15 protein-coding genes are annotated in these 16,016 nt (G+C 43.3%); 8 read left to right on the top strand and 7 right to left on the bottom strand.

Features of this window, described 5'->3' with window-relative positions; translation table 11 throughout:
* Nucleotides 1-97: 97 nt before the first annotated feature.
* The 7 genes from ABD769_RS00450 to ABD769_RS00480 form a co-directional block, all read right to left on the bottom strand.
* Complete coding sequence (locus ABD769_RS00450; RefSeq protein ID WP_090985890.1) at nt 98-511, bottom strand: DUF6691 family protein; 414 nt, start codon at nt 509-511, stop codon at nt 98-100.
* 11 nt (nt 512-522) lie between these two features.
* Nucleotides 523-1,080, bottom strand: coding sequence for a YeeE/YedE family protein (locus tag ABD769_RS00455; RefSeq protein WP_056095272.1), 558 nt, complete (start codon nt 1,078-1,080; stop codon nt 523-525).
* Between the two features lie 163 nt (nt 1,081-1,243).
* A complete protein-coding gene (locus ABD769_RS00460) occupies nt 1,244-1,582 on the bottom strand; it encodes a rhodanese-like domain-containing protein (RefSeq protein ID WP_197413310.1) in 339 nt (112 codons plus the stop codon).
* A 16-nt stretch (nt 1,583-1,598) separates the two neighbouring features.
* The gene (locus ABD769_RS00465; RefSeq protein ID WP_056095270.1) at nt 1,599-2,219 is read right to left on the bottom strand and encodes a class I SAM-dependent methyltransferase; all 621 of its coding nucleotides are present in this window, start codon (nt 2,217-2,219) and stop codon (nt 1,599-1,601) included.
* Between the two features lie 7 nt (nt 2,220-2,226).
* Nucleotides 2,227-3,645 (bottom strand): MBL fold metallo-hydrolase, encoded by a 1,419-nt coding sequence (locus ABD769_RS00470; RefSeq protein WP_056095268.1) that lies wholly within the window; start codon nt 3,643-3,645, stop codon nt 2,227-2,229.
* 85 nt (nt 3,646-3,730) lie between these two features.
* Entirely contained in the window at nt 3,731-4,528 is a 798-nt protein-coding gene (locus ABD769_RS00475) for a sulfite exporter TauE/SafE family protein (RefSeq protein ID WP_056095265.1), read from the bottom strand.
* Nucleotides 4,529-4,652: 124 nt separating this feature from the next.
* A complete protein-coding gene (locus ABD769_RS00480) occupies nt 4,653-5,294 on the bottom strand; it encodes a Crp/Fnr family transcriptional regulator (protein ID WP_090985886.1) in 642 nt (213 codons plus the stop codon).
* A gap of 505 nt (nt 5,295-5,799) precedes the next feature.
* Between ABD769_RS00480 and ABD769_RS00485 the strand changes: the two genes are divergently transcribed.
* From ABD769_RS00485 to ABD769_RS00520, 8 genes are all read left to right on the top strand, one after another.
* On the top strand, nt 5,800-6,780 hold the full coding sequence (locus ABD769_RS00485) for an efflux RND transporter periplasmic adaptor subunit (RefSeq protein ID WP_265856928.1): 981 nt from the start codon (nt 5,800-5,802) through the stop codon (nt 6,778-6,780).
* Nucleotides 6,773-7,987, top strand: a complete 1,215-nt coding sequence (locus ABD769_RS00490) for an efflux RND transporter periplasmic adaptor subunit (protein WP_187593154.1) — start codon at nt 6,773-6,775, stop codon at nt 7,985-7,987. The genes ABD769_RS00485 and ABD769_RS00490 overlap by 8 nt, the downstream gene beginning before the upstream one ends.
* A 285-nt stretch (nt 7,988-8,272) precedes the next feature.
* Nucleotides 8,273-8,710 (top strand): hypothetical protein, encoded by a 438-nt coding sequence (locus ABD769_RS00495; RefSeq protein WP_265856930.1) that lies wholly within the window; start codon nt 8,273-8,275, stop codon nt 8,708-8,710.
* A gap of 108 nt (nt 8,711-8,818) precedes the next feature.
* On the top strand, nt 8,819-9,307 hold the full coding sequence (locus ABD769_RS00500) for a DUF3347 domain-containing protein (RefSeq protein ID WP_344848249.1): 489 nt from the start codon (nt 8,819-8,821) through the stop codon (nt 9,305-9,307).
* Nucleotides 9,308-9,424: 117 nt separating this feature from the next.
* Nucleotides 9,425-9,997 carry a DUF3347 domain-containing protein gene (locus ABD769_RS00505; protein WP_344848252.1) on the top strand — a complete coding sequence of 191 codons (573 nt, stop codon included), beginning with the start codon at nt 9,425-9,427 and terminating at the stop codon, nt 9,995-9,997.
* A 7-nt stretch (nt 9,998-10,004) separates the two neighbouring features.
* On the top strand, nt 10,005-10,481 hold the full coding sequence (locus ABD769_RS00510) for a heme-binding domain-containing protein (protein ID WP_344848255.1): 477 nt from the start codon (nt 10,005-10,007) through the stop codon (nt 10,479-10,481).
* 80 nt (nt 10,482-10,561) lie between these two features.
* Complete coding sequence (locus ABD769_RS00515; protein ID WP_344848257.1) at nt 10,562-13,276, top strand: multicopper oxidase domain-containing protein; 2,715 nt, start codon at nt 10,562-10,564, stop codon at nt 13,274-13,276.
* 12 nt (nt 13,277-13,288) lie between these two features.
* Nucleotides 13,289-15,826 carry a heavy metal translocating P-type ATPase gene (locus ABD769_RS00520; RefSeq protein ID WP_344848260.1) on the top strand — a complete coding sequence of 846 codons (2,538 nt, stop codon included), beginning with the start codon at nt 13,289-13,291 and terminating at the stop codon, nt 15,824-15,826.
* Nucleotides 15,827-16,016 lie beyond the last annotated feature (190 nt).

Genomic DNA, 16,016 nt, shown 5'->3' on the forward strand with positions numbered 1-16,016 from the left:
CAATGGAACATGGAATGGGTATATAATTTTCCCTTTCGGCACCTGGGACATCTATGGTCTATTATAGCCCTTAGTTTGCTCATCAGATTCTATTTTATTAATGAGGGAGCTTGCTTTTCATCGCTCCGTATAGATAGGTGCCCAGGAGCGCACCAAGGATGACCACCGCCATACCGGCATATCCGCTCCCAAGGTTGACGAACATGGGGCCGGGACAGGCGCCGGTGAGTGCCCAGCCCAGGCCGAAAATGGTGCCGCCTAGTAGGTATTTTATATAGGCCTTGTCCTTATCGTGGAAGACAATCGGATTTCCGGCCAGATCCTTGGCTTTGAATTTTTTGATCAGCCATACTGCAATTACGCCAAGTACAACGGCCGTACCAATAATTCCATACATATGGTAAGACTGGAAACGGAACATTTCCTGGATCCTGTACCAGGAAACAGCCTCAGACTTGGTCATGATGATTCCGAAAAGTGTTCCTGCAAGAATATATTTTATGAATTTCATTTTTTTTAGATTTAAAAGATAAAAGGCATGATGAGGAAAGTCATGATCAGGCCACCAACAAAGAAACCGATTACGGCTACTAGTGATGGTACTTGCAGATTCGAAAGCCCGGATATGGCGTGACCAGAAGTACAACCGCCTGCATAACGAGATCCAAAACCGACTAATAAACCACCGATGAGTAAAATAGCCAGCGTTTTTAAATCTTTCATTGCTTCCAGTGAAAACAGGCCGGTTGGATTTAACCCACCATCGAACTTAATGCCCAATTGATTTAAATCGGAGATTGTGGCGGATGATAATTTTACGGGAGATGGACTGCTAAGGTAATTTGTAGCAACAAATCCACCTATTACCGAGCCGATAAGGAACATGAGGTTCCAGGTCTGGTCTTTCCATTTAAAATCAAAAAATTTTACTTTCCTGCCTGCTCCGGCTATGCTGCACATCGTTCGCAGGTTTGATGAAAAGCCAAAGGACTTTCCGAAAAAAAGTAGGATGAGCATAATGAGTACGATCATGCTGCCCGAGAAATACCAAGGCCAGGGTTGTTTAATAAAATCAATCATGTTTTTTTAAATGAAATGTTAATATGGGTGTTTTTGTTGTTGTTAAAAGGTAATGCCTGTGGCGGTTTGAGCAAGTAAGTGCTGAATCATTTTAGCAAACTGCCATCCCGAAGAAATCCGGCCGGCAGCGTTGAATAGATCAATATTTCTTGAATATATTTCTTCATTTTGGCCAGGTACCGATACCTCCAACCAGGTTGAATGCTTCCACCCCAAGTTTTCTCATCTCCGATACCGCTGAGGAGGAACGCTTTCCACTTCTGCAATAGAGGAAATACCGCTTGGCCTTATCCAGCTTTGCAAGTTCTAAAGAAAAGGCAGAACCCAGGAAATCGATATATATGGCTGAAGGAAGCGCGCCTGGGGCATATTCAGGCTTTGTCCTTACATCTAAGAGGACTGCGTCACTGCTTTTTGTAAATTCGTTTTTGAAGTGGTAGCCATCGAGGTTGTACGCACCTTTTGAAAAAAAACTGCTGATCATTTGAAGTAGTTTATTCATTGTATTTATTCGTTTCTTATTGCTCTGTATTTTTTTTAAAGCTGCAGAACAGAAAATCCTGCGTGCTTTGCATTGGGGTAGTGTGCTCTTGCGGCCTGCACTCTATTTCGGTAAACCCTTCTCTAAATATCTCGCGCAGCGTTCTTTCACTGTATCTTGAAACGGGCAGGCCACTGCATTTTTCTGGTCCGGTGAGCGAAAAAGTCGCCATGACCAAGTATTCTCCGGTAAACTGACCTGCCGTGTTTGCATAACTATGGATTTCCTCTGATGAATGAAGGAAATGAAAAGTGGCCCGGTCATGCCAGACTGCATAACTTCTTTGCGGCACAAAATCCCTGATGTCTGTCTCGATCCAGTGTATCCTGCCAGACAGTTCTCCAAGCCTTGCCTTTGCCTTTTCCAATGCCCGGGAAGATATATCCACTACGGTAATATCGCTGTAGCCTTCCTGAAGCAAAAAATCCACAAGCAGACTGTCTCCCCCGCCAATATCGATTATCGGAGCAGATTTATCCAGATTGAACCCCGTTATCATCTCCATTGAAACTGTGGGGTAGACCTGCGTCCAGCTGACCTGGTCAGGACTTTTTTCTAAATACACCTTTTCCCAGTGCGATTTTTTCTCATTTTTCATATCCCTTTTATATTAAGGTACTTGGACATACAAATGCTGTAGTCGGAATACATCCGTTTTCCTGTATGGCCTTAAAACCACCAGCCACATCGATGAGGTTGTGGTACCCGCGTGAGCGCATGATGGAATTGAAAATAACAGAACGGTAACCACCTGCGCAGTGAACAAAGTAGGTCTTGGTTTTATCGACGGTGCCGAGGTTTTCGTTGATATAATCCAGTGGAAGGTTGACAGCACCCTCGACATGCTCGCTTAAGTATTCCTTTGTTTTTCTGACGTCCAGAATATTTACCTCCGCTTTTTTGCCGATTTCGGCCAGCCGGGCTACACAAACCGATTTTATCTCGTCGGTTTCCTGACCAGCTTTTTTCCAGGCAACGACGCCGCCATCTAGGTAACCTACTGCACCATCAAATCCTACTCTTGATAAACGGGTGAGCACTTCTTCAATTCTACCCTCATCTGTAATAAGTAAAATAGGATGTTTAATGTCCGGGATTAAAGTTCCTACCCAGGGGGCGAAATTTCCATCGATGCCAATATTTACCGAGTTTGGGAGAAAGCCTTTTATAAAATCCTCTGGAGCTCTTGTGTCGAGAATTACCGCTCCTGTTTCATTTGCAACCCGCTCAAAAGCATCGGGGTTAAGGGCTTGCATGCCTCGTTCTATCACTTTGTTAAAACTATCATATCCATGGATGTTCATCATGACGTTTTCAGGAAAATATGCAGGAGGCGGTAAAAGACCATCAGTAACCTCTTTAATGAATTCGTCTTTGGACATGCCTGCCCTTAGCGCATAATTGGTCTTCTTTTGATTTCCCAAAAGATCGGTGGTCTCTTTGCTCATATTTTTTCCGCATGCGCTACCCGCACCATGTGCAGGATAAACCATAATATCATCGCTTAAAGGCATGATCTTATTGCGTAAAGAATCAAAGAGATAACCTGCTAGCATCTCACTTGTAAGCTCACTGACCGGTTTCTGTGCCAGATCGGGTCTTCCCACATCGCCTATAAAAAGCGTATCGCCGGAGAACAGTGCTATTTCCTTTCCTTGCTCATCGCTAACCAGGAAACAGGTGCTTTCCATGGTATGTCCTGGGGTGTGCAACACTTTAATCTTTGCCCCACCAAGTCGCAACACTTCTCCGTCTTTCGCACCGTAAAAATCAAAGTCGGGTTTTGCATTCGGCCCGTAAACGATTTCTGCGCCGCTTTCTTTAGCCAGATCAATGTGTCCGGATACAAAATCGGCATGGAAATGTGTTTCGAGCACGTATTTTATTTTTGCGTTGTTCTTCCGTGCACGTTCCATATACGGACTAACCTCTCGAAGCGGATCGATAATGGCCGCCTCTCCGTTGCTTTCTATATAATAGGCACCTTGTGCCAGACATCCGGTGTAAATTTGTTCTATAATCATGATGATTAAATTAGTATGTCAAAATTAATCCTTAACGATATGGTCGTTGGTGACTTTTGTCACACAAGGAGTTTGTTTCTGAAGGTTACTTAAATATTACCTCTTTTAGAATGATGTAGCAACCCATAACCAGTACAAACCACCCGAAACCTTTCTTCAGTTTTCCTCCATCTATTTTTTTGTTTATCATTCCACCTACCACGATACCGGCGATGGCAACGGTAGTAATTTTGGCGAGAAAGATCCAGTCGATATGGAAATGTCCAAGATCGCCGGTGAAACCGATGAGCGAATTAAGCGCTATGATGAAAAGTGAAGTACCTACGGCCTCTTTCATGGGTAAGCCCACTAAAATAACAAGTGTAGGAATAAGTAGAAAGCCACCACCAGCACCCAAAAAACCAGTAGCGAGGCCGATGGCAATGCCGTATAAAAACAGTTTACCGATGTGAAGTGGGGGTTTTTCTATTCGGGTGCTGCTTTCTGCTCTTGCACCTTTAATCATCGCTGTTGCAGCCGCTACCATCAAAACTGCAAAGAGTACCATCATGAGCATGTTTTCTGTTAACTCAAAATCGCCGATTTTTATTATTATCTTGGGTATAAGGGGGATAATGAATTTGCGGGTTAAGAATACAGTTGAGATGGATGCACTACCAAACAGCAAAGCTGTTTTAATATTCACCAGCCCACGCTTAAAATTCCCGACTGTACCTGCTAAACTTGTAGAGCCAACGATGAACAATGAATAAGAAGTAGCCAATAGCGGATTAACCCCAAATAGGTAAACCAGTACCGGCATGGTGAGGATAGAACCGCCACCGCCGATCAATCCAAGCGAAATTCCAATTAAGGCAGATGCAACGTATGCAATGATTTCCATTTCTGTTATTTTTTAACAAAAATCGAGTTATCATCTACCAATGTTGGTGACTTTTGTCACACTCATTATATTTTCAAGAAGTGATGCCTTTCGCAGTAAAAATAACTTTATTCTTTTTATGGGCTTAGGCTAAATATTCGATGTAATTACGGTACATCTTAATTTCTCCTGCCTGCTCCATTTTCTTAAGCAGCCTTGAAATTACTTCCCGGGAGGTGTTCAAATCAGATGCAATTTCACTGTGGGTAAGGTGCAGTTCTTTTGTGTTTAAATCTCCAGCTTGCTTTTTCAGGTAAAAGGCCAGCCGCTCATCCATTGCCTTAAAGGCGATATTATCGATGACAAAGAGGAGTTCTTCAAAGCGCATACGGTATGTTTCAATGACAAAGTAATACCATGTTCTGTAATCCCGCATCAGCTTATCCATCAGGGCAATCGGAATCATGAGTACCTTGGTCTGTTCAATGGCCTTTGCCATTACCTGACTGGTTTCCTGTTTGGTTGCGCATATCATGGAAAGTGCACACGCATTTCCTGGCTGGAGATAATACATAAAGAATTCCTGTCCATCTTCTCCCTCCCTGTAGAGCTTTACCATGCCTTCTACGATAAGCACCGTGGAGCGCATATTCTGCCCAGTTTGCATGAGCATATCACCTCCCTGAAAATCCCTAAGCGTCGCATTCTCGATAAGGATGGTCTTAAGGGCAGGTTCAAACTGGGGAAAAAGTCTTTCGATGTATTCCGCAATGGTCATATCTTTCATTTTAGCTGTTTTGGATTTTAAAGATAACTATACTGCAGGCCTGCGCCAAAATTCTTTAAAATATTGGAATACATTTTTTGGATATAGAATAAAGGGTATAATAAATTTACAAAGAAACTCTCTATGGTTCCCTAATTAAAACATGCAGCGCGTTTTTTCCAAAGTAAACCTAACACTTCGTCCAGGGATAAAGCTGACAAAAATCACATATTGTTTTTTATTTTTTATCCCTTGTTAATCTTTATGTTTTTTGATCGACCCGGAAAGAAATAGCCCGATCAGTGCGACTTTTTAAAGGTACCACCATAACTATGAATCGTAACAATGAGGTCATAATTAGCTTCTGAGGCGTGGCTTACTAGTCTTTGGGCATTTAATTTTATATATTGAATTAAAGTGGCTCAAACGCTTGCTGGCTTAAGACTTATTGTTATCCAAATAGGATCAGTGGGGATCTGCTTTTTAAAGGGTCCCCACTTTATGGACTACTTGGGGCAATTTCCTGATGGCGGCTAATATATTTTTTTACGTTGCGGTTTTTCAGTTTCTGCCTATGTTCCCAACCCTGACCCATCTTATTGAATACCTATTTAGAATATATATTCCGCTTCCCGTTCAGACTTTCGGTTTCTTTGTGGCCCTGGCATTTATTTCTGGTTACCTGCTGTTTTCTGCTGAGCTTAAAAGAAAGGAGGCTGCAGGACATATAGCACCTGTTGAGATTATTATACAGCCTAAGAAGGAGATTTTGTTATGGGAATGGATAACCAATGGATTTTTAGGTTTTCTTATCGGGTATAAACTGGTTTATGCTGCAGGGAACTATGCTGCTTTTGCTGCTGAACCCGGACAAATCATCCTCTCTCCAAGGGGAAGCTTACCGGGAGGGTTGCTGCTTTGCGCAATTCTTCTTTTTACCGTCTACCTTAAAAAACGCAGGCTTTCTCTGTCGGACCATAGGCCGGTTCATATTTTAAGGCACCCTTACCAGATTATGCCTGAGCTGATCACCTGGGCTGCCCTGTTCCAGGCCATTATCAAGATCGACAGAAATTCACTGGCCAGCTTAGAGTTAAATCAACCGGTTAAGATTACCCTGCCGGATCTGCCAGGTAAAACGTTATATGGGAAAGTAGATTTTATTGAACCTACCCTTCAGCAAGGTGACAAAACGGTTAGCGCAAGGGTTTATCTGGACAATATGGAACATCAGCTGAAGGTAAACAGTCTAATCAATGCCTCAATAGAGACGGGAAAATCCAAAGGGCTTTGGATACCGAGGTCTGCTCTGCAGGATCTTGGGCAGACAAAAATAATCTGGCTAAAAAAAGGCAGCTTATACTATGCACATAGTGTAAATATTGGGACTTTCAAAGGGAACGAAATACAGATAACAAGAGGCCTTTCCGCAACCGATACCCTGGCAGTAGATGCAGGGTATTTAACAGACAGTGAGAGTTTCATCAAAACAAAGGGTCATGAATAACATAAAAAGAATTAACCTGAAAAGGATCTGTGCCTTACTGATTATTGTGCTTTCAGTAAGTATATTTAACAGCTGCAAACAAAAAGCAGAGCCGGCGGCAAAAGCAAAAAGCAAATTTTACTATACCTGTTCCATGCATCCACAGATACATGAAGACCATCCCGGCAACTGTCCGATCTGTGGCATGAAACTGATCAAGGTCGAACTTACTGGATCAGGAAATTCTGCCACGGAAAAAATAACATTGACAGCAAGCCAGATTCAGTTGGCAGGCATAACAGTTGATACGGTAAGGGAAGAAAATACAGGGGGCGAAAAACTTCTGACCGGAACAGTTGCCACGGACGAAAGTAAGGCGGAAGAGATCAGTGCAAGAGTGGCCGGACGCATACAGCGTTTATTTGTTAGGTCCGTTGGAGAAAAAATAACAATAGGTCAGGCAGTGTATTCCATTTATAGCGAAGACCTGTTATCAGCCGAAAAAGAATACCTTTTGGCCAGGCAGCAGCAGAAGGTATTAAATAATCCTGACGTCGATTATGAGGCCATGATCAAGACAGTAGAGCACAAGTTATTGTTATGGGGCCTGAACTCCGCCCAGATCATAAATCTTTCTTCTTTGTCCAAAACTTCGGCCACTGTTACCATATACAGCAAGGTTAACGGAACGGTAAGCGACATAGCCATCCACGAGGGTGATTACGTAACTGAAGGGATGGCTATATTAAAAACGCAAGGGTTAGCCAATCTATGGATAGAGGCGCAGTTATATGCCGGCGAAAGCGGAAACTATAAGGAAAATGACATGGTGAATGTCTCTTTTCCAGATCTGAACGGACAGGTTGTTAAAGGCAAGGTGGAATTTGTAAATCCTGAACTATCAGATGAATCTAAGGTTGTGCTCATCCGGATCGCAGTTCCAAATACGCAGGGGCTGATCAGGCCGGGGATGTTGGCATACATTTCCATTGGTAATGGAAAACAGAATGCTGTTGCTGTGCCCACATCTTCAATACTAGCAGGAGGTAAAGGCAATAAGGTATGGATCAAAAATCGTGATGGAAGTTTTTCTGGAAGAAAGGTCAATACCGGAGCAGAGAACGGGGGCTATGTGCAGGTATTGTCTGGCATTTCACTAGGTGAAATAGTGGTCACCAGTAGAGCCTACCTCTTGGAGAGTGAATCGATATTCAAAAATGGAGGGTAAGGTTATGATTTGGTGCGTCATATCTTATGGATAAATACCCATGGTAAGTAAAATTTGGCATAGTATGTAGCTTGATTGCGCTAATACTGTCTGGACCTTGGTGAAAAGCAAATCCAGCATTTGACAGGTCGGAGTCGGCGAAACGAAATTACTTTTCGAGGGGCCGAAAAATATTGAAACAAGTTCAATGTCAGAAATTTGAGGTGATTTTCTAATATAATTATATAAAAGATATGGGAAATTATATAAATTTAATTTTGCATCTTTATATAGATTTGTAGTCTGATGAAAACCAAAGCCATCTTTCTTTTAGTGATTTTTCTGCTCAACACTGTTGTTGGCCTTGCCTGTGCAGTTGGAATGGAAAGAGATAATCACGGAGAAATTGATGATCATGTTTCCTCTAAAAAGAATAATCACAAACATGATCATCAGCATAAAGGTGCACATGTGCATAAACACAGTGCTTCAAATGGACCGAATCTTTCAAAAGAAGATCCCTGTTGCAAGACTCTGGTCAACGACCTTGTGGTTCAGGGGAAGCTTGTTCCCCAAAGCGTTAAAAACCAGGTTATCCTACCTGTTCTATTGCTTCCAGATTATAATTACAACTTTTTAATTCCTTCTGTCAAACTGGCTCTCAAAAAGAGCGTTTACGCCGGACAGCGGGAGCGGCCACCCAACAGGGACATCCGGATTTCCATCAATAGCTTTCAGATATAAGATTTCACCAAGAATTACCAATAGAGCCCGTGTTACATTGACATGGTGCCTGGCTTTCGCGCGGCCAAAACTCCTGCGGAAAGAGTGTAAACATTTAATCTTAAAATCATGAAAAAAATATTTTTTCTGGTTGCCCTATTGGCAATCGTTTTCACTGGCCGCGTCCTTGCGCAAAATAGCCAGACACAGTCACTTTTAACTTCTTATTACGATATCAAAAATGCATTGATAAATGCAGATGCGACAGTCGCCGCCTCAAAAGCCACTGAGTTTTCCAGAGCGCTGGGCAGCATGGACATGAAGTCAATGCCAGAAGCCGATATGAATATATTTATAGGTTTACAGGATAAGCTTGCCTTTGATGCCAAGCACATATCGGAGAGTAAGGATATTGCCCATCAGAGAGAACATTTCGCAACTTTTTCTGCCAATCTTTTTAAACTGGCAAAAGCGGTTAAACTCACCAAAGCGCCTGTTTATTATACCTATTGTCCGATGAAAAAGAGCTATTGGCTTTCTGATAACGCTGGCGTCAAAAACCCTTATTTCGGTAAGCAGATGCTGACCTGTGGTGCAGTAAAGGAGACTATCAAATAATTCATATTGTTATTGAACGGACATTTAGCATTGAGATGTTTTGGTACGTTCAATATAGCTGTGTGCATATATTCTACATACAGCTCGAAATAATTTATTCAAAATATATCAATAACAATGAAAACATTAATATATAGCCTTCTGGGCCCACTATTTTTCCTTGCCGCCTGTACAAATGGCAAAAATGAAAAGCAAGATTCTGCTGTAGCGGATTCCACGACCAAAAATGTTTCTAGGGAAACCAATAAGGTAAAAAAAACCCAAACGGCTGCGCTTTTATCCGGCTATCTGAAACTGAAAAATGCCCTTACCACGGACGATGATAAACAAGCTGCCGCCGCAGGCAGTGAAATGGTCGCAGCGTTCGCCAGTTTTGATGAAAAATCATTGACTTCGGAGCAGGCCAGGGCATATAGCGATATTCGGGATGATGCCAAAGAGCACGCAGAGCATATCGGTTCCAATGCAGGCAATATTGTCCATCAACGTGAGCATTTCGATATGCTGAGCAAAGACATGTACGATATGATCAAGCTCCTTGGCACTGACAAGCCCCTGTATGTGGACCGTTGTCCCATGTACAACAATAACAAGGGTGCAATCTGGGTGAGTGAGATAAAGGAGATCAAAAACCCTTACCTTGGAAAAACGATGCCCACCTGTGGCACTGTCAAAGAAGAACTGAAATAGCACAAAAATGACGGGCATAAAGAAAATCGTTCTTGGGCTATTAGTTATCTTCCTGCTTATGCAGATCTTACAGCCTGCACGCAATAAAAGCGTGCAGGTTATGCCTCAGGATATATCCACACTTATTCCTGTGCCTGATGATGTACAGGGTATACTTAAAAAATCATGTTATGACTGTCATAGCAACAACACGGAATATCCATGGTATGCCTATGTTCAGCCGCTTCACTGGTACCTTAACAGTCACATACGATCGGGAAAAGAGGAGCTGAACTTTAATGAATTCGCCGGCTATACCTTGCGGAGGCGTCAGAACAAACTGCGGGCCATAGAAAATAGCTTAAAAGATGGTACAATGCCGCTTTCCTCTTATAGCCTGATCCACAGAAATGCAATATTAGATCCAAGGGAAAAGTCGATACTCATAAAGTGGGTACAGAATTCAAGGGATAGTTTGAACAGAAAGAATCTCACTGCTCTTTAATTAACAAAGAAATGAAAAATATATTAACAGTCTTTTTATTGATAATTTATTCTGTGGTTTCCGCCCAGGATATGAAGGGAATGAAAACGGACAAGAACGGCAGTGCTGGTCAGTCCAGGGTAATCTATACCTGTGTGATGCACCCGGAAATACAATCGGAAAAACCCGGTAACTGTCCAAAGTGCGGAATGAAGCTTATCCTGCAGAAAGGTAAAGTGGATAAGGCAAAGACAGCTGATCCGGGCAAAAAGAAGCAAGGTACAAAAAAGGGAGCTATGGAAGGCATGAAAATGCTGGCAGAAAAATTGGAAAGTAAGCCAAAAGAGGAATCAGTAACCTATACCTGCCCAATGCACCCTGAGATCCATGACTCCAAACCTGGCAACTGTCCCAAATGCGGGATGAAGCTAATCAGGGAAAAGCCCAGGTCAGCGCCTGAACAGAATGGGGGAACAAAGGAAAGTTCCAAAAAGAGTGAGGATATGGGGGATATGGCGGGCATGGCAATGGATGATAACAGTTCTGACATGGAAAATATCAAAACTGCAAAGGCCAATTTGGGCCCGATTAAGACCGTTGCGAATAAATTTCCACCACGTACCGTGCGTTATGATCTTTACATAGCCGATACAACGGTAAATTATGGGAGAAAATCAAAGCGGGCAATTGCGGTAAACGGTCAGATCCCCATGCCCACACTGACCTTTACGCAGGGCGATACCGCCCTGATCTACGTGCACAATAATCTCGACGAGGAAACCGCGCTGCACTGGCACGGACTTTTTCTTCCGAACAAGATGGATGGTGTTCCTTTTCTGACCCAAATGCCGATCAAACCGCACACTACCTACATCTATAAGTTTCCCATCGTCCAACATGGAACGCACTGGTACCACAGCCACAGCGGCCTTCAGGAACAGATAGGTATGTATGGGGCATTTATCATGAACAAACGTACGGAGTGGGATATTCCAACCCTTCCAGTAGTCATTAGCGAATGGACAGATATGAAGCCCGAGGAGGTTCATAGAAGCCTGAAAAATGCCAACGACTGGTTTGCCATCAAAAAAGGGACTACCCAGAGTTATGCAGAAGCGATCAGGACCGGACATTTTAAAACAAAGGTAGCCAATGAATGGAAGCGCATGAATGCCATGGATGTGAGCGATGTTTATTATGAAGCCTTTCTCATCAATGGGAAAAATCAGAACGAACAGCCGCAGTTCAAGGCTGGGGACAAGGTAAGGCTGCGTATTGCAAACGGTGGAGCCTCAGATTATTTCTGGCTTAAATATGCAGGGGGCAAGATTACCGTTGTCGCTACCGATGGAAATGATGTGGAGCCTGTAGAGGTCGACAGGCTGATTATAGCGGTTTCCGAAACCTATGATGTAGTGGTCACGATTCCGGAAAATAAGAGCTATGAATTTTTGGTCACTCCTGAAGACCGTACGGGATCAGCATCACTATGGCTGGGCAAGGGAGAAAAGGTCCATGCAGAGAAAATGCCCAAACTGAAGTATTTTGCCGGAATGAAAATGATGAACGATATGATGGATATGAGCGGCAATATGGTACAGATGGAAGGCATGAAGATGCAGAACCAGATCATGGATATGAATACGGTGATGTACCCGGAGGTAACCGGTGAAGAAAATTCAAAAACAGAGAAAAAAATGAAGGGGATGCCTGGTATGCAGATGTCTGGTGACAAGAGCATGGCAGGGATGAATATGGAGGCAGAAACCGCCGATATCGTTACTCTGAACTATAATATGCTTCGAGATCCAAAGAAAACAACCCTGCCAAAAGGCCCATGGAAGGAACTTAAGTTTGACCTTACAGGAAATATGAACCGTTACGTCTGGACGCTGGATAACAAAACCGTTTCTGAAAGCGATAAGATACTGATAAAAAAGGGCGAAAATGTTAGGATAATCCTTTACAACAACAGTATGATGCGCCATCCTATGCACCTTCATGGCCATGACTTCAGGGTAATTAACCGGCAGGGAGAATATGCCCCGATGAAGAACATTATCGACATCATGCCCATGGAGCGGGATACCCTTGAATTTGCAGCAACAGAGCCAGGAGGCGACTGGTTCTTCCACTGCCATATTCTCTATCACATGATGAGCGGTATGGGAAGGGTATTCAGTTATGAGAATTCTCCGCCTAATCCCGAAATCCCGGACCCCAAGCTGGCACAGCGAAAACTTTTCAGTGATGACAGGGTATTTCATCCAATGGCACGCATCGGAATCGAAACCAATGGCAGCGACGGAGAGATTATGCTCGCCAATACCCGTTACCGCTTTACCACTGAATGGCGGATTGGGTTTGACAAGGAAATGGGCTATGAAAGTGAAAGTCATTTTGGAAGATATATCGGGAGAAACCAATGGCTATTGCCCTATATCGGATGGGATTTTAGAAAAAGAACGGTTGATCCCTTGGACAAGAATGTTTTCGGGCAATCACTTTCGCCGGGAAACAATCTTTTCGGGCAGGGAAATACCAAAAATTTCAGGCAGGTATTTCATTTGGGAGTTCAATATACCCTACCACTGCTGATCGTTGCAGATGCTTCCCTCGATCACAAGGGGAATGTCAGGTTTCAGCTGATGAGGGAAGATATCCCCGTTTCCAAAAGACTGCGCTTCCAGTTTATGGTCAATACCGATAAGGAATATATGGCCGGATTCAGGTACATCGTTACTAAGTATTTTGGGCTTTCAACACATTATGACAGTGATATGGGCTATGGCGCCGGATTGACATTAAGCTATTAACAAATCAAAAACATGGAACACACCTATAAAATAACCGGAATGAGCTGTCAGGGCTGCCGGAGCAAAGTCGAAAATGTGCTGAATGCGATTGATGGCGTTTCTGCACAGGTGACCCTTGAACCTGCTGAAGCCGTCATAACTATGCAAGAACATATCCCGACGGAAAAGCTGCAGGAGGCTCTTTCTGCCGCCGGACATTACGGTATTGAAATGGCAGTTCAGGGAAAACATGTTCTAAAATCTTCAGAACATCCTAATCATGATCATTCAACCCATGAGCAAAGTCCCAAGGTTGAAAATGATGATAAAAATGAAGCGGGAGGCCTGTTTTATTGTCCTATGCACTGTCAAGGTCAGAAGACTTATGATAAGCCAGGTCATTGCCCTGTATGCGGGATGGACCTGGTAAAACAGCCTGCCAAGAAACAGGCATCTCAATTTACCTGCCCCATGCATCCCGAGATTATCAGGGACAAACCAGGATCATGTCCGCTCTGCGGAATGGACCTGGTACCTACAGGGACAAACCTTGAAGAAGAAGATAAAACTTATGAAACCCTGCTCAAAAAGTTCAAGATTGCAGCAGGTTTTACCATACCCATTTTTGTTATTGCCATGACGGAAATGATTCCCAGCAATCCTTTGTTTGATCTAATGGAACTTAAATACTGGAACTGGGTTCAGTTTTTTCTTTCTATTCCGGTGGTCTTTTATGCAACCTGGATGTTCTTTCAGCGTGCATGGCAATCCATCATTACCTGGAAACTGAACATGTTTACACTGATTGGGATTGGTGCCGGGGTATCCTGGGGCTTCAGTATTGTCGCCCTTCTATTCCCCGGAGTTTTTCCTGATCAGTTTAAAACACATCACGGCACCGTTTTCGTTTATTTTGAGGCGGCAACCGTGATTCTTACGCTGGTACTGCTCGGTCAGCTTTTGGAAGCCCGGGCGCATGGCAAAACCAACAGCGCCATTAAGGAGCTGTTGAAGCTGGCACCTAATTCAGCAACAAAAGTGGTCGGGGATAAGGAAATATCAGTATCTATTGATGATATTCAGAAAGGAGATCTGCTGAGGGTAAAGCCTGGTGAAAAAATTCCGGTGGATGGTAGTATTAAGAACGGGGAAGCTGTAATTGATGAATCCATGATCACAGGAGAACCCCTTCCTGTTGAGAAAAAGATAGGGGATAAAATCAGTTCAGGAACCATCAATGGTAAAAAGACCTTTGTCATGCTTGCCGAAAAGGTAGGCTCAGAAACACTGCTTTCTCAGATCATCGAAATGGTCAATTCCGCCAGCCGCTCAAAAGCGCCCATCCAAAAGATGGCCGATAAAATTTCAGGTTATTTCGTGCCTGTTGTGGTATTGATTTCTATTGTAACGTTCGTGGTATGGGCAGTATACGGCCCCGATCCGGCCTATGTTTATGCTTTTGTAAATGCAATCGCGGTATTGATTATTGCATGCCCATGTGCGCTAGGCCTGGCTACCCCAATGTCGGTAATGGTGGGAGTAGGGAAGGGCGCTCAGTCTGGTATACTGATCAAAAATGCGGAATCTCTTGAGAAAATGAATGCTATTGATGTAGTGGTCATCGATAAAACTGGTACGGTTACAGAGGGAAAGCCCTCGGTTGAAAGTGTGGTTAGCGTAGATAAGGGCTTTACCGAAAAACAGATCCTGGAGAAAATTGTGGCTTTGAACAGCAGCAGCGAACATCCATTGGCACAGGCAACTTTGCGTTATGGGGAGGAAAACGAAATATCCGTTAAGGCTATATCCGACTTTGAGGCCGTTACCGGGAAGGGCGTAACAGGCAGTCTGAATGGGGAAAGACTGGCTTTGGGGAACCAAAAACTGATGGAGCATGTTAAAGCGGCGATTGATCCTAGTCTGTCCGAGCAGGTTAGTGCCGCTCAAAGGCAGGGCAAGACGGTTTCTTATTTGGCCGTTGGAAATAAAGCAGTGGGGTTTGTTGTGATTTCGGATAAGATCAAGCATTCCAGCACAGCTGCTATTCTAAAGCTCCAGCAGGAAGGCATCAAGGTAATCATGTTTACCGGAGACAATGAGGATACAGCGAGGGCAGTAAGCGCAACTTTAAATCTGGATGGGTTCAAAGCTCAGATGTTGCCTGAAGATAAGCTGAATGAAATAAAAAAACTACAGGCCGAAGGCAAAAAGGTAGCCATGGCAGGTGACGGCATCAATGATGCCCCTGCACTTTCCCAGGCTGATATCGGGATTGCGATGGGCACGGGAACGGATGTAGCGATCCAGAGCGCCGCGATTACATTGGTGAAGGGAGATTTAAACGGGATCGCAAAAGCAAGGTTGTTAAGCCATAACGTTATGGCAAATATCAAAGGAAACCTGTTTTTTGCCCTGGGATACAATATATTGGGCATTCCGATAGCGGCAGGTATTTTATATCCGTTTTTTGGAATTTTACTTTCTCCAATGATCGCTGCACTCGCGATGAGCTTTAGCTCGGTTTCCGTTATATTAAATTCCCTGAGATTGAGAAATGCCAAAATCGACTGATATTTTTAATTAAGAAATAAGGTAGATGCTGTTACCGATGGACGTTATTGAAGTATCTAATAGATCGCAGGCTTTGGTTTTTTCAAGCGGATGAAAACGTAAAATGCAGCTTTTTGATTTTCTGGTCACCACAAATAAAAATCAAATTTATTTTGGGTTATTGATTTTATATCGTAATATTGCGATATAA

It is taken from the genome of Pedobacter jeongneungensis (assembly GCF_039538295.1).
GTDB lineage: Bacteria > Bacteroidota > Bacteroidia > Sphingobacteriales > Sphingobacteriaceae > Pedobacter > Pedobacter jeongneungensis.